Genomic DNA, 19,596 nt, shown 5'->3' on the forward strand with positions numbered 1-19,596 from the left:
TCTCGAACGCTCCTCATCCCACATGCTGAGACCACCACCATAGCAGTGCCGGTCAGTGCGGGGGCGCCCACATCATCAGGCGCTAAAGAGCGCAGCGCTGGTGGAATGCCGGCTGGAAACCGGGCGGACGCATCAGGTGCGCGTGCACATGGCGTCGATCGGCCACGCGCTGATCGGCGACCCGGTCTACGGCCGCACGCGGCCGGAACATCGCAGCCTGCTCAATCGTTTGAATTTTGCGCGCCAGGCACTGCACGCCGCCCATCTCGGGTTCATACACCCGTATAGTGGCGCCCACCTTGCGTTCGACAGTATGATCCCGGCTGACATGCAGGCCCTGTTAATCGAGCTTGCGCTATGAAAGGTTTCAATCGGGCACGGAAAGATTCGGCCCATCAGTCGGTCCATCTGGACCAGGGAGTGAAGTAGATCATGGCAAGCGGCAAGAACGTCCCTGCGACGATTCCCGCGCTCGGCGGAGAGGCTGGCCTCAACCGCTATCTCGCCGAGATCCGGAAATTTCCCCTCCTCGCCCCCGAGGAGGAATATATGCTGGCGAAGCGCTATCAGGAGCATGGCGATCCTGAAGCGGCGACGCGGCTCGTGACCTCGCACCTGCGGCTGGTCGCCAAGATCGCGATGGGCTATCGCGGTTACGGCCTGCCCACGTCGGAGCTGATCTCCGAAGGCAATATCGGCCTGATGCAGGGCGTTAAGAAGTTCGAGCCCGATCGCGGCTTCCGCCTGGCCACCTATGCGATGTGGTGGATCCGCGCCTCGATCCAGGAATATATCCTGCGGTCGTGGAGCCTGGTGAAGCTCGGCACCACCGCCGCGCAGAAGAAGCTGTTCTTCAACCTTCGCCGGATGAAGTCCAAGCTCGATGCCTTCGAGGATGGCGATCTTCGCCCCGAGGATCTCGCCAAGATCGCCACCGACCTCGGCGTGACCGAGGAAGAGGTGACGAGCATGAACCGCCGCATGGCGATGGGGGGCGATACGTCGCTCAACGTCTCGATGCGCGAGGATGGCGACGGCCAGTGGCAGGATTGGCTGGTCGACGAGGATCCGCTGCAGGACGAGCGCATCGCCGATGCGGAGGAACGCGACGTCCGCCACAATATGCTGGTCGAAGCGATGGACGCGCTGAACGATCGCGAGAAGCATATTCTCGCCGAGCGTCGCCTGTCCGACGATCCGAAGACGCTGGAGGAACTGAGCCAGGTCTACGGCGTCAGCCGCGAACGCGTCCGCCAGATCGAGGTGCGCGCGTTCGACAAGCTGCAAAAGGCGATGATGCGCATCGCCGGTGAAAAGCGCCTGCTGCCCTCGCTGGCCTGAAGCAACGCGCGAAGGCACGCCACCAAGGAAAATGGGCGCGCCCGGCAACCAGGCCGGGCGTGCCCTTTTCATATCCGACGGCACTGCTCGGGACCGGTGCGGTTGGGATCAATCCACATTCGGGGACCGAAGGCGGCACAGTTAAATTGGCCACTTTCGAGCCTCGGAGCGCGGGCTACTCAAAATAGACCAGCATCAGAAGCGCTGGGATCAAACCATCAGGGCCGATTGTCGATTACCCCGGTAAATCAGGACGCAAATCAACGTCGGTTTCAGACATCACGGAAGCGATCAGCACAGCCGATTTGGCGAGGAATTGCGGACAACACCCCCCATCGTCACCCCGGACTTGTTCCGGGGTCCACCGTCAAGCAGGCGCCACCGTCAGCGGCTCAAGCCCGAACGACACCGCCAGATCATGCCAGAACGGATCGTCCCGCTCGATCAAATTCCGTTTTCACCCTCCGCCAGCCCTTGATCCGCTTTTCGCGCAGGATCGCGAGATACTAGGCGATGCAGCGCAGAAGATCGGACCTTCCGACATACAATGCGCCGTTACAGCGGCTGACGGGAATGTAGCCACAATGCCTGCAGCATAGTGGACCTCGGAACAAGTCCAGGGTGACGATGGAGGCTGCGCGCAAGGCTATGCCCGCCTTGCCGGCGCGTCCGGTCTGCCCGCCACCGCCATCCCCCGGCATCGGTTCCGATCGCCCGGCGCCACCCGCTGGCTAAGCGGCTCTCCAAGCGAGCACGGCGGACCGCGATCGACCCGCCGCACCCCTCCCCTTATGCTTCGATCGGTTCGGCGTAGAACTGGCTGAACCACTTGCGCCACAGCAGGATCGGTCCGTCGCCGTCACACAGCAGCGGCTGCGGGCGATATTTCTTGTTGTCCCACACGATCAGGTCGACGGATTCGAAGCCGGCCGAATCCTCGCCATCGGCCGCACCGATCGAATGTTCGTAGAGATGCTGGGCGATGGCGCGTTCCTTCGATCCTTCCGGATAGTTGCGGAAGGTGAAGGCCATGCGCGTCTTGGTCATCTCCGTATCGATCGGCGTGGACATGGCGAACATCGTCATCGTCACGCCATCCTTGGTGAAGCGCTGGATGACCACGCCCGGCCCATGGGATTCGCCGATGATGTAGCCGGCGCCGATGTCGGTGCGGAAGATATGCCCTTCCGCCTTGGCCGTGCCCGGCGGGATGATCGGCGCGTGGTGCAGATATTTGAGGTGGGGATAATCGACGCCGTTCTCGCCGATTTCCTGGATCATCGTGCCGATATCCCATTCGCCGCGACGCATCGGGATATATTCGTCGCTTTCCAGCTCCGGCACGTCGGGAATACCGAAATAGGGCTCATCGCCATTGGGATGATACCAGGCGAAGATCACGCCATAGCGTTCTTCAATCGGCAGCGTCTTCAGCACCGGCTTCTTGCGCGCGATGCCGGGCATCACCTTGGCGTAGGGGATTTTCTTGCACCAGCCTTCGGCGTCATATTCCCAGTGATGGAAGGGGCAGCGCAGATTGTTGCCCACCACTTCGCCGCCATGGCCCATATGCGCGCCCAGATGCGGGCAATAGGGATCGGCGAGGCCGGCCTTTCCGTCTTCCCCACGGAAAAGCACCCATTCGCGGCCGAACACATGGATGTTGGCGATGCCGCCGGGCTTCAGCTCCTCGGACAGCGCCACGGCGAACCAGCCCAGGGGGATCGGAAACGGGCAGCGTTCCAGCTCGTCGCCCGTCTGGATCCGCTCCAATGTCGTCATCTCGTTCATCGCGCGCCTCTCCTACGCATATCCGAAACGGTTTAAGCGACTCATAGTGAATCACATTCAGTTTGTCACGGCGAAAGTGCGCGAAACGGAAACGGCGCGTCGGCGCGAAACGGCCATTTTCGGCTCATTATGTATCGAAATTGGCGACAAAATCACCTGTCACCCGCCCCGGACGATCGTTGCATTGCGGAGTGAAAAATTCGCCTTGCCACGCAAACGCGCATCATCCATGCTGAAGCACATTCATTTTGTGTCCAGGTGATACAAAGCACCGGGCGGAATGTAATCGCGGAACCGAAGAGTCGGTCCGTGCAGGATTTGGGGAGGAAGTCCTATGAGGAGCCTGACGCACGCCCTTTGTCTGTCCACCAGCTTGCTGACGATGATCGGGGCGGCCTCCGCCCCGGCCTTTGCCCAGGATGCGGCGCCCACCGCGGGCAGCGGCGTCAGCAATGCCGAGGCCTTCGGCGACATCGTCGTCATCGCCCGCCGGCGCGAGGAAGCCGCGCAGGAAGTTCCGCTAGCGATCACCGCCCTTTCGGGCAACGCGCTCGACCAGAAGGGCGTGCAGGCGGTGGAGCAGCTTCGCGATGTCGCGCCCGGCGTGAACATCGGCGCGCAGAAGCGCGACGAAGCCCAGTTCTACATTCGCGGCCAGGGCCCGGGCGTGATCAACGCCGGCCAGCGCAACTTCTCCTCGGTCGCCACCTATTTCGCCGAAGTGCCGATCCCGGTCGCGGGGCCGGGCACCTTCTTCGACCTGCAGAGCGTGCAGGTGCTGAAGGGCCCGCAGGGCACGCTGTTCGGCCGCAACACCACCGGCGGCGCCGTGCTGTTCGAACCGAACCGACCGAGCGACAATTTCGAGGGCCTGGCCCGCGTGAATGTCGGCAATTATGATCGCTACGGGTTCGAAGGCGTGGTGAACGTGCCCTTCGGCAACGATCTGGGCGGCGTTCGCGTCGCGGGCCAGGTGGAACGGCGCGACGGCTTCACCAAGAATATCCTGAGCGGCCAGAAGCTCGACGGGCGCGCTTTCGAATCGATGCGCGTATCGGTGCTGCTGCGCCCGGCGCCGGGCCTCGAAAACCTGCTGATCGCGGACTATTCGAACCGCGATGCCAGCGGCTCTTCCGCCATCCTGCGCGGGATCAATCCGGACGCACAGATCAGCCCCAACGTCATCCCGGCGGCTCTTCAGCCGATCTTCGACGAAAATTTCGGGCCGGGCACGAAAATCCCCATGTATCTGGGCCAGAGCGGCACGCTCGTGCCGATCGCCTGCACCAGCGCCAGCCTTCCCGGCTGCCCCCCGGGCGGCGCGTTCGGCGCATTCGCGGCTGCCTTTCAGGGTGGCGGTTTCGGCTTTGCTCCGACGCCCGCAGTGCTCGGCGTGCTCCAGCAGCAGCAGCAGCTGGGCATTCGCAAGGTCGCCTATGAGGGGTTGAACTACAACCGCGCCCAGAATTTCGGCATCACCAACAAGACGACCTGGGAAGTCACCGACAATATCACGCTGAAGAACATCATCGCCTATCGCGGTCAGCGCACGGACGAAGGCAATGATTATGACGGCACGGTTCTGCCGCTGATCGCGCAGTTCAACGAATATACGCAGGACTGGCAGTTCGGCCAGGATCAGTTCACCGAGGAATTCCAGGTCCAGGGATCGATCGCCGACCGCTTCCGCTACATCCTCGGCTATTATCACGAAAAGTCGAAGCCGGCTTTCGATCCCAAAATCTCCAGCAACACCTTCGGGTCGCTCACCACGCGCGCCGTTACCAATACCGACACCAGCGACGCGCTGTTCGCGCATGGCGAATTCGACGTGACCGATACGATCCAGGTGAGCGGCGGCTATCGCCGCACGTGGGACAAGCGCAAGGCGTCGCTGTCCCAGTTCAGCACGCCCACCGGCGAGTGCGTGCTGGTCGATCCGCAGACGATCACCGAGGATAACCCCATCGGCACCATCCGCTGCCCGATCAACTACAAGGCCAAGTTCAGCGCTTCCACCTATGACGGCACCGTCCAGTGGAAGCCGATCGATGGCGTGCTGCTCTATGCCGCCTATCGCCGCGGCTTCAAGTCGGGCGGCTTCAACCTGCCGGCGCCGACGCCGGACCTGGAAAGCTTCCAGCCCGAAAAGGTCGACGATTACGAAATCGGCATCAAGGCCGATTGGGACGTCGGCTTCCCGCTGCGCACCAACCTCTCGCTCTTCTACGACAAGTTCAAGGACGTGCAGGTGACGGTGCCGATCGCGATCGCCACCACCGGCATCGCCTCGGTCGCCCGCAACCTTGGCAAGCAGACCAACAAGGGCGTCGAGTTCGAAACCGTCGTCGTCCCGATCGAGGGGCTGACGCTTTCGGGCTTCGTCTCCTATCTGGATGCGGCCAGCGACATCACCCTGCCGTTCACGCCGGCGATCAAGGGCCGCCAGGCGGTGTATCAGCCGAAATGGAAATATAATATCAGCGGCCGTTACGCCTATCCGTTGAGCGACGGCGGCGAGATCGCCCTGCAGGCGGATTTCAGCCATCAGTCCGGCACCAATTCGCCGGACTTCGCGGCACCCCCGCCGCTCAACCGCTTCCCGGGCTATGACATGCTCAACGCCCGGCTCGAATGGAACAAGGTGGCCGGCAGCAAGTTCGATCTCGCCGCCTTCGTCACCAACCTGACCAACGAGAAATACATCACCGGCGGCTACCCGCTCTACAGCCAGATCGGCTTCGATTCGGTGATCTACGGCGATCCCAGGATGTATGGCCTGTCGCTCACCTATCGTTGGGGCGACTGATCCGGAAGGGCGGCTTCCCCCGGCCCGAAGCTGGGGGAAGCCGGCTTGCACGCCATTGACACCGCTGTTTCAATCCTGTCTGAATCCGCGCTTTCGAAGGCGTGGCTTCGGCACGCCGCCCAGCAACTATCCGGGGGTCAGGGTTTGGCAAGGGATGCGACGGCGCGCAGCGGCGGCCGCGGACGTGGCGGCGGTGATGCCGCGACCTATGAACTCGATGAAATCGACGAGAAGATCATCGCCACGCTGCGCCAGAGCGGGCGGATCGCCAACCGCGACCTCGCCCGCATCGTCGACGTCAACGAGGCGACGGTGCGCACGCGCCTGCGCCGGCTGGAGGAAAGCGACTCCGTGCGGGTCGTGGCGATGCGCGATCTCGCGGCGATGGGCTTCGAATGCCTTGCCGCCGTGGGCATCCAGGTGAAGGGCCGCTCCGCCGCCGATGTCGGCCACGATCTCGCCCAGCTTGACGAGGTCGTGACGGTCAATGTCTCGATCGGCACACATGACGTGGAGGCACAGGTGGTCGCGCGCGACCTCGCCGATCTCGATCGGCTATTGACGCACGTGATCGCGCATGTGCCGGGGGTCGAGAAGATCGTCCCCGGCCTCGCGCTCAAGGTTCTGAAATATACTCCGGATTGGGCACCGCTATGAGCAAGGGCGTCGCGCTCGACGAAATCGACCACAAGATCATCGAGCGGCTGGGCATCGACGCCCGGGTTTCCAACCGCGAGATCGGCCGCGAGCTGGGCCTGACCGAGGGCACGATCCGGTCGCGCCTGAAGCGGCTGTTCGACAATCGCGTGATCCGCGTGGCCGCGATCACCAATACCAGCCGGCTGCGCAACCCGATCCTGGCCTATCTCTGGATCGAGGCCAATTCCGCCAGCGACATAGAGGATATGGCGGCCGCGCTGGCCAAGGTGCCGGAGATCGGCTTCGTCGCCACCATGCTCGGCCGGGCCGACGTGCTGGCGATGACGCTGGTGGAGAACGGCAACGAGCTGACCGATTTCCTCCACCAGACGGTGGACCGCATTCCCGGCGTGCGCCGCGTGCGCTACAGCCTGGGCCAGAATTTCATCAAGCATGATTTCCGCTGGTGCGCGCTGGTCGATTGACCGGCGCCACCCGATGACCACCCGAGGTTAAGCGCAATAACTTAACCCCGCCGCCCTTGCGCCCCGAGTCGTGCAATTCCGCGATCCGGGCGCTGCCGTTATGGTGCCGATCCGCTGAGCCCGATCGTTTCGGGGGCGGGTCATCCTTCCCTGTCGAAACGCGCATCGGGCTCCGTTCATATGGTTGCGGCCCCGATCGCGTGGCCGGGCTCGATCGGCCCGGCCGGCCCGGGGCCTCGGGAAGGATCGATATCATGACGGACAGCCGCATTCAGGCGGATCACCTGCGGGCCAAGATCATGGACGCGGAAGCGGCCGCCGCGTTCATCGAATCCGGCAGCAGCGTGGGGATGAGCGGCTTTACCGGTTCAGGCTATCCCAAGGCGGTGCCGCTGGCGCTGGCCGCCCGGATCGAGCGCGAGCATGCCGCCGGCAATCCCTTCCGCGTCAAGGTATGGACCGGCGCCTCGACCGGGCCGGAGCTGGACGGCGCGCTGGCCAAGGCCGACGGCATCGAGTTCCGCCTGCCCTACAATTCCGATCCCATCGCGCGCGAGAAGATCAATCGCGGCGAGATGGAATATTTCGACATGCATCTGAGCCAGGTGGCGCCGATGGCATGGCAGGGCTTTCTGGGGCCGCTCGACACCGCCGTGATCGAGGTGACCGGCATCCGGCCGGACGGATCGCTGATCCCTTCCTCCTCGATCGGCAACAACAAGACCTGGCTGGATCGCGCGGAAAGGATCATCCTCGAGGTGAACGAGTGGCAGAATCCCGCGCTCGAGGGGATGCACGACATCTATTACGGCACCGCGTTGCCGCCCAATCGCGTGCCGATCCCGCTCGTCCGGCCCGACGACCTGATCGGCGATCCCTATTTCCGCTGCGATCCCGACAAGATCGTCGCGATCGTCCGCACCGACACGCCGGATCGCAACGCCCCCTTCACCCCGCCGGACGAGACCGCGCGCAACATCGCCGGCCACCTCCTCGAATTCCTCGTGCATGAAGTGAAGATGGGCCGGCTGCCGGCCAGGCTGCTGCCGTTGCAATCGGGCGTCGGCAACATCGCCAACGCCGTGCTGACTGGGCTGATCGACGGGCCGTTCGACGAGCTGACCGCCTATACCGAGGTGATCCAGGACGGCATGCTGGATCTGCTCGACAGCGGCAAGCTGCGCTTCGCATCGGGCACCGCCTTCTCGCTCTCGCCCGATGCCGCCGCCTCGCTCAACGGCCGGATGGATTCGATGCGCGGCCGGCTGCTGCTCCGCCCGCAGGAGATCAGCAACCATCCCGAATTGATCCGCCGCCTGGGCTGCATCGCCATGAACGGGATGATCGAGGCCGATATCTACGGCAACGTCAATTCCACCCACATCATGGGATCGCGCATCCAGAACGGCATTGGCGGCTCCGGCGATTTCGCGCGCAACGCCTTCCTGTCGATCTTCATGACGCCGTCCACCGCCAAGGGCGGCAAGATATCGGCGATCGTGCCGATGGCGAGCCATGTCGATCATATCAACCAGGATGTGGCGGTGATCGTGACCGAACAGGGCCTCGCCGATCTTCGCGGGCTCAGCCCCAAGCAGCGCGCCGACGTGATCATCGCCAACTGCGCGCACCCCAGCTATCGCCCGCACCTGGCCGATTATTACCGCCGCGCCCGTGAACATTCCTTCGGCCAGCAAACCCCTCATTTGCTGGCAGAATCCCTTTCCTGGCATCAAAGATACGTGGAGACGGGATCGATGATCCCCTGAAAATAACAAATGATCTTCCATGTTGCGCAAGTCACGATGCAAATGATGCGGCGCAACATGGAAGATCGGCTGGAATCCTGTCGAGACTCCTTACATATCCGCATCGGTCCACGACCTGCACCCCTTCCAAGTGCCAGAAACAATTACAGATCAGATTCTGGCACGCACTTTGCGTAATTTACGCTGGATGACATGGAAGGAGGGCGTAATGCGCAGAATGTTGGTTGTTGCCGCTGCGGCTGCCGCGGCTCTTGGACTTGCAATGCCGGCTCAATCGGCTCTGGTGGCCAGTGGCATCACCAGTGTCACGGATGTTCCCTCGGACAATGACTTCGCAAGTGATCTTGCCGGGCTGACGCTCACGAAAATGGCGTTCGGCTATTCGATCGGCGTGGTCGGCGCACCGGTCAACATCTCCGTCTTCCGTGTCGCGGCCGAAAGCGGCGACAATAATTGGGTCGAAATCAACGGCACCAATTATCCCGAAGGCAATGATGCGTGGGATCTGGGCGATCTGCTGATCACCTACAGCCAGGCGTCGGATGGCCCGTTGAGCGGCAATATCTCGTTCAACTCGATCTCGGGCCTCGGCAGCCCGGCGGTCGCCTTGTTCGTTCCCGATGGCGTGGGGTCGAACACCGGCGATGAATATATCTCCAGCTCGCTGTTCTTCGGCTTCAACGATGCCGGCAGCCCCGATGGAGATTTCGACGACTATATCATTCGGATCACGTCGGTGGACATCCGCTCCAACGCCGTGCCGGAACCGCACACCTGGCTGATGCTGATCCTCGGCTTCGGCATGATCGGCGCTTCCATCCGCTACGGCCGCAAGAACGTCATCCCCACGGCCGCCTGACATCTGACAAACAGGGGGAAATGGCTCGCCAGCAATGGTGGGCCATTTTCATTGGCCGGGCGCGTTAACCGCGGGGCTGGTGGGCGATCCCGAATCTCCACCCCGTCCGCGTTCAGGCCGCCGCCGTGCACGCTCCCGCCGCGTCATCGGCCGTCATTTCGGCGACCGGCAGAGTGAAGGAGAAGGTGGCACCCGGCGCGGCCTCGTTGCCCCGGCCGCAGATGGTGCCGCCATGCGCCTCCACGATCGAGCGGCTGATCGACAGGCCCATTCCCATGCCGCTGTCCTTGGTGCTGGCGAAGGCCGTGAAAAGGCGGTCGGCAACCACCGGATCGATCCCCGGCCCGCTATCCTGCACCTCGATCCGAACCATATTGTCGCCGGCAAGCCCGGTGCGGATCACGAGCGCGCGGCGATCCTCGGGCACCTGCGCCATCGCCTGCACGGCGTTGACGATCAGGTTCACCGCCACCTGCTGTATCTGGATGCGGTCGGCCCGCACGCGGGGCACCGCCTCCACCTCGGCGATGCTGAGCGCCACGCCCCGCGCCTGCATGTCGTGCCGCACGAGCTGGACGGCTTCCTTCACCGCCTCGCACGGATGGAACAAGGTGGGCTTGGGCACAGACTTGGTCGCCATCGCGCGGATGCGGCCGATGATGTCGGAAGCGCGGCGGCTGTCCCCGATCATCCGCTCGATCGCGGCGGCGGCCTCGGCCATGTCGGGTTCCGGGCGGTTCAGCCAGCGCTTCGCCGCCTCGCCGAAATTGACGATGGCGGCAAGCGGCTGGTTCACCTCGTGCGCGATCGAGGCCGCCAGTTCGCCCAGCGTGGCGACGCGCGCCGCGTGCGCCAGCTCCGCCTGCACCCGCTGCACCTCCTCCTGCGCGCGCACGCGGCCGCTGATGTCCAGCACGCCGACCAGCACATTGCCGCGCCCCATGCATTCGGGCGGGAAGCTGCAGGTGAACAATATCTCCACCTCGCGCCCGTCGACGGTGAGCATCTTGGTTTCGGCTTCGAAATTCGATTTGCCGCTGATCGCCGCGACCACGCTGGCGGCGAACACCGCCTCGCTGTCGCGCGGCCAGAAGCGCTCCACCGTATCGCCCAGTTCCGCCCGGTCGGCGGCGCCGAACAGCAGCAAGGTCTTTTCGTTGACGTCGACGATGCGGGTTGCGCCCATCACCCGGCGCACCGCATCGGGATCGGCGGCGAAGAAGGCGGAAAAATCCTCCACGCCCATGTCGCGCCATTCGCGCAGCAGGCCCTTCACCCCGGAAAAATCGAGTTCCCAGAAAGATACCGCCATCGCCCGGAACATATTCTGGTAACGATATTCGCTGCGGCGCAATTCCTCCGCCGCCACGGCCTTGACCGTCACGTCCCGCGCCGTCTCCACGATCTCGCCAAGCGATCCGTCGGGGCGCAGCCGTGCTGCCCAGCGGGCGGAAACGATGATCTCGCTGCCGTCGCGCGCGGTGCGGGTGATGCCGCCCTGCCAGTGGCCGGTGCGGACCAGTTCCTCGAGAACCGTCTCCTCCGGGACATCGCAACGCGATTGCAGGCGGCCGTAACCGCCGGGGGCCGCCAGATCGGCCGCCTCCCAGCCATAGACGCGCGCCGCGCCCGCATTCCAGTAGGATATCGCCCCGGTCGCCCCGTCGCGGATGAAGATGGTGTCATGGCTGAGATCGAGCAGCGCCGCGAGATCGGGCTGCGGCGGAGCTTCGTTCTTCTGGGTCATGACGGTGGCCATGGCGACCTCCACGGAAAGGGTGTTGCGCGATTTTCTCAAACCACGTCCGCATCGTCCAGCGGCAAACGCTGCGGCGCATCAAACCTAGGTATGAGGTCCGCCATCTTGAAGATGCATCGGGCCACCCCCCCGTCTAATTTTCCCGCGCGCGCCTTCCCGGCATTGTCACATCGTCAAATCAAGGGAGGCGACGATGGCGTTTCTGGATCTCAACACCACCGAAGGCGCACCGCTCGTCTCCATCGGCGGCCGGGTGCAGGCCACGGCCATCGCCACCCCCGCTCCGATGTGGCTGCGCCCGCGCCGGGCGAAGCGCCCGCAGGGATGGCGCAAGGCCAGCCCGATCGCCCTTTCCATTCCGGCGGCCCTGATCCCGGCGGCCTATACCGCGGATTATCTGGGCGATCCGCTGCTCGGCATGCTGGCCGCCACATTGCTCTATGCCATGGCCGCGCCGTTCGCCGCATGGCTTGCGGGCGATCGCGGGATCAACGCCGCTCATACCAAGATATGATGCGGGAAGCCCTATGGGCAGGGTGGAAATAGCCGCCCGAACCACCATATCGCGTTCAGACGGACAGTCCCCCACCGTCTGATGGACCGCCCCCTCCCCCCCTGGGGCGGCTACCCCGAGCGGGCCGGTTCCCTTGCCGGCCCGCTCATCGGTATCAATACTATCTCATCAATAGAAAAAAGGCGGATTGCCCGCCCCCGCCCGATGGGCTTAGACGGTCGCCATGGATCGTCCGCCTCATCCGTTTCGCATCCGCGATTTCCGTGCCTACTGGTTCGCCCGGCTTTCCACCACGCTGGCGCAGAACAGCATGGTCGTGGTGATCGGCTGGCAGGTCTACGACATTGCCCGCCGCACCATGACCACCAAGGAAGCCGCCTTCCAGCTCGGCCTGATCGGCGTGTTCCAGTTCGTGCCGCTGCTGGCGCTCACGCTGATCGTGGGCTGGACGGCGGACCGGATCGACCGGCGCTGGATCGCGCGCGCGGCGGTGCTGCTGGAGGCCGGATGCGCCGCCACGCTGGGCCTGCTGGCCTGGAACGACGCGACCACGCTTTTCCACCTGTTCGCGGTCGCCGCCCTGCTGGGCGTCGCGCGCGCCTTCGCAAGCCCCGCGCTGAGCGCGCTTGCCCCCAATCTGGTGCCGCGCGCGGTGCTGCCCAACGCCATCGCCTTGAGTTCGATCGCCTGGCAGACGGGCGCGATCCTCGGCCCGGCGGCGGGCGGCTATCTTTATGCCCATAGCCACTGGCTGCCTTATGCCGCGTCGGGCGGCCTGTTCGCCCTCGCCTTCCTGGCGCTGATGGTGATCCGGCCGGTGGCGCGGACCGCGCTGGACGGGCGGGCTAATCCTTGGGCGCAGATGGTGGACGGCCTGCGCTATGTGCGGGAGAACCGGCTGGTGCTGGGGGCGATCTCGCTCGATCTGTTCGCCGTGCTGCTGGGCGGCGCCACCGCCATGCTGCCGATCTTCGCGCGCGACGTGTTGGCGGTCGGCCCGGCGGGGCTCGGCCATCTGCGCGCGGCGCCGGCGGTGGGGGCGGCGGCCGTTGCCCTGTTCTTCGCCTTCCGCCCGTTGCGCTACAATGTAGGCGTGAAGATGCTGTGCGCGGTCGCCGTGTTCGGCGCGGCGACGGTGGTGTTCGGCTTTTCGCGCTGGCTGCCGCTGTCGCTGTTCTGCCTTTCGCTGCTGGGCGCCGCGGACATGTTTTCCGTCTACGTCCGCCAGTCGCTGATCCAGCTCTACACGCCGGACGAGATGCGCGGCCGCGTCGGCGCGGTATCCACCCTGTTCATTTCGGGTTCGAACGAGCTGGGCGAGGCCGAATCCGGCTTCCTCGCCGCGCTGATCGGCCCGGTGGCGGCGGTGGTCGCCGGTGGGGCCGGCGCGATCGCGGTGACATTGCTGTGGGCGCGCTGGTTCCCGGAGCTGCGCCGCGCGCGGACCTTCGATACCCCGGAAACGATGGAAGAACGACCCGTGCAGGAGAAAGCGATATGACCAAGGCGGCCAATATCCTGGAAACCATCGGCAACACGCCGCACATCCGCATAAACCGGCTGTTCGGCGATGCCGAGGTGTGGGTGAAATCCGAACGATCCAACCCCGGCGGATCGATCAAGGATCGTATCGCGCTGTCGATGATCGAAGAGGCCGAGCGCACCGGCCGGCTGAAGCCCGGCGGCACGATCATCGAGCCGACCAGTGGCAACACCGGCATCGGCCTCGCGCTGGTGGCGGCGGTGAAGGGCTACAAGCTGATCCTGGTGATGCCCGAATCCATGTCGCTGGAACGGCGCCGGCTGATGCTGGCCTATGGCGCCAGCTTCGATCTCACCCCGCGCGAAAAGGGCATGAAGGGCGCGATCGAACGCGCGCTGGAGCTGGTGGAATCGACGCCGGGCGCCTGGCTGCCGCAGCAGTTCGAAAACCCCGCCAATATCGACATCCATGTGAAGACGACGGCGGAGGAGATTTATCGCGACTTCGCCGACACGCCGATCGACGTGCTGATCACCGGCGTCGGCACCGGCGGCCACATCACCGGCTGCGCGCAGGTGCTGAAGGAACGCTGGCCCAACCTCAAGGTGTTCGCGGTGGAGCCCACGCTTTCGCCGGTCATCTCCGGCGGCCAGCCCGGCCCGCACGCCATCCAGGGGATCGGCGCGGGCTTCATCCCCGCCAACCTGCACACCCAGCTTCTGGACGGGGTGATCCAGGTCGACCCGGCCGACGCCAAGGAATGGGCGCGCCGCGCCGCGCGCGAGGAAGGTATGCTGGTCGGCATATCCTCCGGCGCCACGCTATCGGCCATCGCCCAGAAGCTGCCGGATCTGGCGCCCGGCACCCGCATCCTCGGCTTCAACTATGATACGGGCGAACGCTATCTCTCGGTGCCCGATTTCCTGCCGGAATGACGGTTGCGCCGCCCTGGCGCGCACCGGGGCGGCGCCACCGATGGTTGCCGTGAACGTCAAGGCGGGCTAACGCGGGGCCATGACCACGCTTCCCACGGGTCGATCGTTCGATCCCGCCGCCTTCATCGATACGTTCCGATCCTACGGCCATAATGGCGCGCTCGGCACGCGCTTCGTCCAGCACGGCCCGGACTGGGTGGAGCTGGCGCTCGATTATGACGAGAAGCTGATCGGCAACACCGAAACGGGCGTGCTGGCATCGGGGCCGATTTTCTCGCTGATGGACATGGCGACCAGCCTGGCGATCTGGGTGCGGACGGACATATTCCGTCCGCAGGCGACGCTGGACATGCGTGTGGATTATCTGCGTCCGGCCACGCCGGGCCGAACCGTGTTCGGGCGCGGCGAATGCTATCGCGTCGCGCGACGCATCGCCTTCGTTCGCGGCCAGGCGCATGATGGCGATCCGAACGATCCGGTGGCCCATGTCGCCGGCACCTTCATGTTCCTGGATGGGGAATGACGCCCATGTCCCTGCCCCCTTATGCCGATTTCCTGGGCCTGAAGCTCATCATGGACGCGGAAGGCCCGCTGCTGCTGATGCCGAACAGCGATGCGGTGCTGGGCCGGCCCGGCTTCCTCCATGGCGGGGCGATCAGCGGCCTGCTGGAAATCGCCGGCATCGCCGCGCTGCAGGCATCGCTGGGGGATGGCAGCACGCGGGTGAAGCCGATCAACGTCACCGTCGATTTCATGCGCGGCGGGCGGCTGGTGGATACCTATGCGCGCGGCCGCGTGACGCGCGTGGGCCAGCGCATCGCCAATGTCGCGATCGAGGCATGGCAGGACGATCCCGCCCGTCCGATCGCGGCGGCGCGCATGAACATGTCGCTCGACCGCGCCGGCTGAGCGGTCCTTGAAGGTCGAGCTTCGCCGCAAATCATGCTAGCGGACCGGCCGAAGCGCACCAACCAGCGAGAATGATGGTGAAAACGCAGGACGGCCCCACCCTTCCCGCTGCCGCCGACCTTTACGGCGATCTCGAATCCACCCCCGTCGTCCGCTGGCGCGATTATGGCCCCGGCCTGATCGTCGCGATATTGGCGACGCTGGCCGCGGCATGGATCTCCGATCGCTATGGCGCGCCGCTGACGCTGATGGCGCTGCTCGTCGGCCTCGCGCTCAACTTCCTGAGCGCGGACCTCCGGCTCGCGGCCGGCCTGGCCTTCGCGTCGCGCACGCTGCTGCGCTGGGGCATCGTGCTGGTGGGCGCGCGGGTGACGCTGGGGCAGATCGTCGATCTCGGCCCGGCTGCGCTGCTGGCGATCGTGGCGATATTGGTGCTGACCCTGCTTTCCGGCGTGGCGCTTGCGCGGCTGCTGGGCCTCGGCGCGGCCTTCGGCGCATTGGCCGGCGGCGCGGTGGCGATCTGCGGGGCATCGGCCGCGCTCGCCATCGCCACCGTGCTGGGGGAGAAAAGGGCCAATCAGGCGCAGCTTGCCCTCGTGCTGGTCGGCATATCGGCGGCAAGCTCGCTCGCCATGGTGGCCTATCCGCTGGCCGCGCACCGATTGGGCATGGGCGATGCGGCCGCCGGCTTCATGCTGGGCGCCTCGATCCACGATGTCGCGCAGGCGCTGGGCGCAGGCTATTCCTATTCGGGCGCCGCCGGCCAGACGGCCGCGATCGTCAAGCTCAGCCGCGTCGCGCTGCTGGCGCCGGTGCTGGCCGGGCTCGGCTGGTTCTTCCCTTCGACAGGTGGGCGCAAGGCGCGCTTTTCCGGCATTCCCTGGTTCGTGGTCGGCTTTTTCGGGCTCGCCGCGCTCAATTCCACCGGGATGATCCCCGCCGCGATCGGCCATGGCGCGCAGGAAGGCGCCTCCGCGCTCCTCGCCTGCGCGGTCACCGCCACCGGCATCCGATCGCCGATGCAGACACTGCTGGAAGCCGGCGCCCGCCCGCTGCTGGTGATCGCGGGCGCCACGATCGCCGCGCTGGCGCTGTCGATCGCCGCTGCGCTCTGGCTGGTCGGCTGATCCCTCAGGCCAGCAGCCGTTCGACGGCGCGCCAGCCCAGCCCGGCGACCACGCCGACCTGGACGATCACGATCATCGCCAGCAAGGCGGAAAAGGGCTGCTTGCGCGTCTTGTGGCGGAAGCGCTGCCGGGCCACGAGCGCGCCCGGCGATCCGCCCAGCGCCGCCAGCCACAGCAGATTGGCTTCCGACCGGCGGAACGCCCCGCGCCGCGCGCGCCTTTTGTCATCCCGGAAGGCGATATAGGCCATCAGGTTGATGATCAGGAAATAGGCCGGCACCATCCACCAGCGCAGGGCCGGCGGCGCGGCGGGGGGCGGCTCCGCGGGCGCGGGCATCTCCCCGCACGACAGGCGGCCATAGCGTTCGACGGCAAAGCCGTCGCGCACCATCGCGCAGGAAAGGTCGGCGCCGTCCGCCGTGCAGCGCGCGATGGTGCGGCCATAATGATCGCGATCGACCGCCTCGCACAGCACCTTCCGCCCGGCCGTCAGCTCCGCCAGATGATCGCGCGACGCATAGGGATCGCCCGGCGTGCAGCGCCGTCCGGGCCGGCACGATCCCGGCATTTCCGGCGCGTCGATCGCATAAAGCCGCATCGACCGCCCCTTGCCGCCGCAGCGTATGCCGTCGCCGTCATGATGGGTGGGATGCGCACAGAGAAAGGCGGCGGAGGACGCCACGGCAAGCAACGGGAACATGCCGGCCTTTGAGTCCAAACCGGCCGCCAATACAAGGGGATGGCTTTGCCCTCGCCCTCAACGGCCCTCCTTTTCCACCGGTTCGCCTACCAGGCCGGATCGTCCATCCAGGGCGAGAAATGCGGCATGTCCCGCGATACGCGATCGGGGAAGGTCGCCGCGCGCTTTTCGAGGAAGCTTTCCACGCCCTCCCTGGCATCGGCCGATGCCCCGCGCGACCAGATCGCCCGGCTGTCCAGCCGATGCCCTTCCATCGGGTGCGGCGCGCCGAGCATGTGCCACAGCATGGATCGGGTCAGCGCGATCGATACCGGCGCCGTGCCTTCGACATAGCTTTTCGCGATCGCGCGCGCGACGGGCAGCAGGTCGTCCCCCGCGTGCACCGACCGCACCAGTCCGATGCCGCGCGCTTCCTCCGCGCCGATGATCCGTCCCGAAAAACAGAGGTCGAGCGCGTTGGAGATCCCGACGATGCGCGGCAGGAACCAGCTCGACGCCGCTTCCGGCACGATCCCGCGCCGCGCGAAGACGAAGCCGAAGCGCGCCGTGTCGCTGGCGATCCGCACGTCCATCGGCAGGGTCATCGTCACGCCCACGCCCACGGCCGCGCCGTTGATCGCGCCGATCACCGGCTTCTTCGAAGCGAAGATGCGCAGCGCCAGCAGGCCGCCGCCATCGCGTATGGCGGGGTGCGAATAATCGACGCTGCCGTCGGCCGCGACGGGCGTTTCCTCGCTGCGCCATTCGCTGCCGCCGCCATAATCGAAGGTGGCGCCGCCGGCGCTCAGATCCGCGCCCGCGCAATAGGCCCGGCCCTCGCCGGTGACGATCACGGCGCGGACGTCGTCGTCCGCATCGGCGCGATCGAAGGCGGCGATCATCTCGCCATGCATTTCGGGATTATAGGCGTTCAGCTTCTCCGGCCGCGCCAGGGTGAGCGTCAATATGCCGTCGGCGATGTCGATGCGCGTGGCATTGCCCATGCACTCGTCCTTCCGCTTTTCTTTCTCTCGGGCGGCGGGAATTCAGGCGATCGGCGAACGGGATTCGTCCACCACGAACATCCGCGTCTTCGATCGATCGAAGACATTCTCCTCATCCTCGGCCACCTGCCGGGCGACGTCCGGGCTGGTGAGCACGGCCATCGCGCGATCGTAAGCGGCGCGATCCTCGAACCACACTTCCGTCACGCAATCGAAATTGGTTTCCGATCCGTCCGCCGCCTCGAACGCGCCGTTCCAGTCGATGAAGTTGCGGTGATAGGCCTTGATGCCCGGCGTCAGCCGCACGATCAGCGGGGCATGGCTGTTCTCGTAATAATCGATGAACTGCTGCCGGGTGAGCCCCGCTTTCTTCTTCAGAAGCGCGATCGATTTGAACGCCATCCAACCCTCTCCCATTCTTATATTTAATCAGCGCTTGCCTATTCCCCGCACGAACATGTGCGCCAGCCGCTTCGATGTCTGCGGCACTTCCAGCGGCTGCCCGCCCACCAGCAGGTGCAGGGCGATATGCTCGATGCCGCCGAAGATCACGTCGCGCAGCATGCGCGGGTCGGTATCCGCCTCGACCTCGCCCGAAGCCACGGCCTCCTCGACGACATGGACGAGAAGGTCAGTATAGCGCTTCGTCATGTGGAAAAGCGGCGAGCCACGGAAATTGCCGGAATTGCGCAGCTCGCGAATATAGAGCCGGCAGAGGTCCGGCTCTTCCTGGAAGATCGAAAGCTGGGACGCGATGAACTGCTCCAGCCGCCTTTCGATGCCGGTCACCGCATGGACGGCGCTGACGGTGCGTTCGATGATCCGTTCGAACAGCCGTTCCAGCACCGCGCTCAGCAGCGCGCGCTTGTCGTCGAAATAACGGTAGATCAGCCCGTCCGAAACGCCCGCCGCCCGCGCGATGCCCGATATGGAGGTCGCGTCATACCCCTTTTCGGCGAACTGGATCGTCGCCGCATCCAGCAGCAGATCGTGGCGGTCCTGGCGGCGGGCTTCGCTCAATCTGGGCATTGGCACCTCGAAAATCGGCCCCGTGGCGGGCCTTGCCTGGCGAGACGCTTCTCCCAAGCATGATGAACATGATTCATTTTTCAGGTCAATGGCGGCGCGGCCGAACGGCCGGCCGCCCACCCGTCCGCCGTCAGAACGGCAGCTTGAACCCCGGCGGCAGCGGCAGGCCCGCGCCCATCTTGCTCATTTCCGCATTGGATGCGGTATCGGCCTTGGCGCGCGCATCGTTGAAGGCGGCGGCGACGAGATCCTCCACCATCTGCTTTTCGGACGGCACCAGCAGCGATTCATCGATCGATACGCCCAGGATGCGGCCCTTGGCGGTGGCACGCACCGTCACCAGGCCGCCGCCCGAAACCCCTTCCACCTCGATCGTATCGAGCTTGGCCTGCGCCTCGCCCATCTGCTTCTGAATATTCTCGGCGGCTTCCTGCGCCGCCTTCATCATCTTCTCGATATCCATC

Annotated in this window: 20 protein-coding genes and 1 pseudogene; 14 read left to right on the forward strand and 7 right to left on the reverse strand. The window is 65.3% G+C overall.

Annotated elements, in window-relative coordinates; translation table 11 throughout:
- Window positions 1-76 precede the first annotated feature (76 nt).
- Together CV103_RS15085 and rpoH are read left to right on the forward strand one after the other, a co-directional pair.
- Window positions 77-361, forward strand: a pseudogene (locus tag CV103_RS15085) (RluA family pseudouridine synthase); the annotation flags it as partial.
- Between the two features lie 71 nt (window positions 362-432).
- Complete coding sequence (gene rpoH, locus CV103_RS15090; protein WP_015457472.1) at window positions 433-1,341, forward strand: RNA polymerase sigma factor RpoH; 909 nt, start codon at window positions 433-435, stop codon at window positions 1,339-1,341.
- Between the two features lie 789 nt (window positions 1,342-2,130).
- On the opposite strand, the gene CV103_RS15100 is transcribed toward rpoH, so the two are convergent.
- Window positions 2,131-3,132: an aromatic ring-hydroxylating oxygenase subunit alpha gene (locus CV103_RS15100; protein WP_015457473.1), complete on the reverse strand. Its 1,002-nt coding sequence runs from the start codon at window positions 3,130-3,132 to the stop codon at window positions 2,131-2,133.
- 46 nt (window positions 3,133-3,178) lie between these two features.
- Between CV103_RS15100 and CV103_RS22200 the strand changes: the two genes are divergently transcribed.
- From CV103_RS22200 to CV103_RS15125, 6 genes are all read left to right on the forward strand, one after another.
- The gene (locus CV103_RS22200; protein WP_146163441.1) at window positions 3,179-3,394 is read left to right on the forward strand and encodes a hypothetical protein; all 216 of its coding nucleotides are present in this window, start codon (window positions 3,179-3,181) and stop codon (window positions 3,392-3,394) included.
- 72 nt (window positions 3,395-3,466) lie between these two features.
- Window positions 3,467-5,941, forward strand: coding sequence for a TonB-dependent receptor (locus tag CV103_RS15105; protein WP_245896880.1), 2,475 nt, complete (start codon window positions 3,467-3,469; stop codon window positions 5,939-5,941).
- 144 nt (window positions 5,942-6,085) lie between these two features.
- Complete coding sequence (locus CV103_RS15110) at window positions 6,086-6,598, forward strand: Lrp/AsnC family transcriptional regulator (RefSeq protein WP_015457475.1); 513 nt, start codon at window positions 6,086-6,088, stop codon at window positions 6,596-6,598.
- Window positions 6,595-7,065, forward strand: a complete 471-nt coding sequence (locus tag CV103_RS15115) for an Lrp/AsnC family transcriptional regulator (RefSeq protein WP_015457476.1) — start codon at window positions 6,595-6,597, stop codon at window positions 7,063-7,065. Before CV103_RS15110 ends, CV103_RS15115 begins: the two co-directional genes overlap by 4 nt.
- 254 nt (window positions 7,066-7,319) lie before the next feature.
- Window positions 7,320-8,834, forward strand: coding sequence for a succinyl-CoA:acetate CoA-transferase ScpC (gene scpC / locus CV103_RS15120; protein WP_107395469.1), 1,515 nt, complete (start codon window positions 7,320-7,322; stop codon window positions 8,832-8,834).
- 169 nt (window positions 8,835-9,003) lie between these two features.
- Window positions 9,004-9,693: a PEPxxWA-CTERM sorting domain-containing protein gene (locus tag CV103_RS15125; protein ID WP_236626846.1), complete on the forward strand. Its 690-nt coding sequence runs from the start codon at window positions 9,004-9,006 to the stop codon at window positions 9,691-9,693.
- A 112-nt stretch (window positions 9,694-9,805) separates the two neighbouring features.
- Here the strand turns inward: CV103_RS15125 and CV103_RS15130 are convergent, their stop codons facing one another.
- Complete coding sequence (locus CV103_RS15130) at window positions 9,806-11,452, reverse strand: PAS domain-containing sensor histidine kinase (protein WP_107395470.1); 1,647 nt, start codon at window positions 11,450-11,452, stop codon at window positions 9,806-9,808.
- 193 nt (window positions 11,453-11,645) lie between these two features.
- Between CV103_RS15130 and CV103_RS15135 the strand changes: the two genes are divergently transcribed.
- The 6 genes from CV103_RS15135 to CV103_RS15160 all read left to right on the forward strand — a co-directional run bounded on the left by CV103_RS15135 (window position 11,646) and on the right by CV103_RS15160 (window position 16,420).
- On the forward strand, window positions 11,646-11,966 hold the full coding sequence (locus tag CV103_RS15135; RefSeq protein ID WP_107395424.1) for a hypothetical protein: 321 nt from the start codon (window positions 11,646-11,648) through the stop codon (window positions 11,964-11,966).
- A 223-nt stretch (window positions 11,967-12,189) separates the two neighbouring features.
- Window positions 12,190-13,467 (forward strand): MFS transporter, encoded by a 1,278-nt coding sequence (locus tag CV103_RS15140; protein WP_107395425.1) that lies wholly within the window; start codon window positions 12,190-12,192, stop codon window positions 13,465-13,467.
- A complete protein-coding gene (gene cysK / locus CV103_RS15145; RefSeq protein ID WP_015457482.1) occupies window positions 13,464-14,384 on the forward strand; it encodes a cysteine synthase A in 921 nt (306 codons plus the stop codon). Before CV103_RS15140 ends, cysK begins: the two co-directional genes overlap by 4 nt.
- Before the next feature lie 79 nt (window positions 14,385-14,463).
- Window positions 14,464-14,907, forward strand: coding sequence for a PaaI family thioesterase (locus tag CV103_RS15150; RefSeq protein ID WP_015457483.1), 444 nt, complete (start codon window positions 14,464-14,466; stop codon window positions 14,905-14,907).
- A 5-nt stretch (window positions 14,908-14,912) separates the two neighbouring features.
- The gene (locus tag CV103_RS15155) at window positions 14,913-15,293 is read left to right on the forward strand and encodes a PaaI family thioesterase (RefSeq protein WP_107395471.1); all 381 of its coding nucleotides are present in this window, start codon (window positions 14,913-14,915) and stop codon (window positions 15,291-15,293) included.
- Between the two features lie 74 nt (window positions 15,294-15,367).
- Window positions 15,368-16,420, forward strand: a complete 1,053-nt coding sequence (locus tag CV103_RS15160) for a YeiH family protein (protein ID WP_070935924.1) — start codon at window positions 15,368-15,370, stop codon at window positions 16,418-16,420.
- Between the two features lie 4 nt (window positions 16,421-16,424).
- Here the strand turns inward: CV103_RS15160 and CV103_RS23170 are convergent, their stop codons facing one another.
- The 5 genes from CV103_RS23170 to CV103_RS15185 all read right to left on the reverse strand — a co-directional run bounded on the left by CV103_RS23170 (window position 16,425) and on the right by CV103_RS15185 (window position 19,595).
- A complete protein-coding gene (locus CV103_RS23170; RefSeq protein WP_107395426.1) occupies window positions 16,425-17,120 on the reverse strand; it encodes a DUF1294 domain-containing protein in 696 nt (231 codons plus the stop codon).
- An 86-nt stretch (window positions 17,121-17,206) separates the two neighbouring features.
- Window positions 17,207-18,103, reverse strand: coding sequence for a crotonase/enoyl-CoA hydratase family protein (locus CV103_RS15170; RefSeq protein ID WP_107395427.1), 897 nt, complete (start codon window positions 18,101-18,103; stop codon window positions 17,207-17,209).
- Between the two features lie 42 nt (window positions 18,104-18,145).
- Complete coding sequence (locus CV103_RS15175) at window positions 18,146-18,505, reverse strand: EthD domain-containing protein (protein ID WP_107395428.1); 360 nt, start codon at window positions 18,503-18,505, stop codon at window positions 18,146-18,148.
- Window positions 18,506-18,532: 27 nt separating this feature from the next.
- Window positions 18,533-19,132 carry a TetR/AcrR family transcriptional regulator gene (locus tag CV103_RS15180; RefSeq protein ID WP_015457489.1) on the reverse strand — a complete coding sequence of 200 codons (600 nt, stop codon included), beginning with the start codon at window positions 19,130-19,132 and terminating at the stop codon, window positions 18,533-18,535.
- A 130-nt stretch (window positions 19,133-19,262) separates the two neighbouring features.
- Window positions 19,263-19,595 carry a YbaB/EbfC family nucleoid-associated protein gene (locus tag CV103_RS15185; protein WP_015457490.1) on the reverse strand — a complete coding sequence of 111 codons (333 nt, stop codon included), beginning with the start codon at window positions 19,593-19,595 and terminating at the stop codon, window positions 19,263-19,265.
- Between the last annotated feature and the right edge of the window lies 1 nt (window position 19,596).

The sequence above is a fragment of the Edaphosphingomonas fennica genome (assembly GCF_003034225.1).
GTDB classification, from domain to species: Bacteria; Pseudomonadota; Alphaproteobacteria; order Sphingomonadales; family Sphingomonadaceae; genus Sphingomonas_E; species Sphingomonas_E fennica.

What these genes read in the sequence shown, in the direction of transcription:
- cysK (WP_015457482.1), top strand. Translation starts at nt 13,464, where the DNA reads ATGACCAAGGCGGCCAATATCCTGGAAACCATCGGCAACACGCCGCAC.
- CV103_RS15140 (WP_107395425.1), top strand. Translation starts at nt 12,190, where the DNA reads ATGGATCGTCCGCCTCATCCGTTTCGCATCCGCGATTTCCGTGCCTAC.
- CV103_RS15105 (WP_245896880.1), top strand. Translation starts at nt 3,467, where the DNA reads ATGAGGAGCCTGACGCACGCCCTTTGTCTGTCCACCAGCTTGCTGACG.
- CV103_RS15185 (WP_015457490.1), bottom strand. Translation starts at nt 19,595, where the DNA reads ATGGATATCGAGAAGATGATGAAGGCGGCGCAGGAAGCCGCCGAGAAT.
- CV103_RS15135 (WP_107395424.1), top strand. Translation starts at nt 11,646, where the DNA reads ATGGCGTTTCTGGATCTCAACACCACCGAAGGCGCACCGCTCGTCTCC.
- scpC (WP_107395469.1), top strand. Translation starts at nt 7,320, where the DNA reads ATGACGGACAGCCGCATTCAGGCGGATCACCTGCGGGCCAAGATCATG.
- CV103_RS15100 (WP_015457473.1), bottom strand. Translation starts at nt 3,132, where the DNA reads ATGAACGAGATGACGACATTGGAGCGGATCCAGACGGGCGACGAGCTG.
- CV103_RS23170 (WP_107395426.1), bottom strand. Translation starts at nt 17,120, where the DNA reads ATGTTCCCGTTGCTTGCCGTGGCGTCCTCCGCCGCCTTTCTCTGTGCG.
- rpoH (WP_015457472.1), top strand. Translation starts at nt 433, where the DNA reads ATGGCAAGCGGCAAGAACGTCCCTGCGACGATTCCCGCGCTCGGCGGA.
- CV103_RS15130 (WP_107395470.1), bottom strand. Translation starts at nt 11,452, where the DNA reads ATGGCCACCGTCATGACCCAGAAGAACGAAGCTCCGCCGCAGCCCGAT.
- CV103_RS15160 (WP_070935924.1), top strand. Translation starts at nt 15,368, where the DNA reads ATGGTGAAAACGCAGGACGGCCCCACCCTTCCCGCTGCCGCCGACCTT.
- CV103_RS15170 (WP_107395427.1), bottom strand. Translation starts at nt 18,103, where the DNA reads ATGGGCAATGCCACGCGCATCGACATCGCCGACGGCATATTGACGCTC.
- CV103_RS15150 (WP_015457483.1), top strand. Translation starts at nt 14,464, where the DNA reads ATGACCACGCTTCCCACGGGTCGATCGTTCGATCCCGCCGCCTTCATC.
- CV103_RS15115 (WP_015457476.1), top strand. Translation starts at nt 6,595, where the DNA reads ATGAGCAAGGGCGTCGCGCTCGACGAAATCGACCACAAGATCATCGAG.
- CV103_RS15155 (WP_107395471.1), top strand. Translation starts at nt 14,913, where the DNA reads ATGTCCCTGCCCCCTTATGCCGATTTCCTGGGCCTGAAGCTCATCATG.
- CV103_RS15180 (WP_015457489.1), bottom strand. Translation starts at nt 19,132, where the DNA reads ATGCCCAGATTGAGCGAAGCCCGCCGCCAGGACCGCCACGATCTGCTG.
- CV103_RS15175 (WP_107395428.1), bottom strand. Translation starts at nt 18,505, where the DNA reads ATGGCGTTCAAATCGATCGCGCTTCTGAAGAAGAAAGCGGGGCTCACC.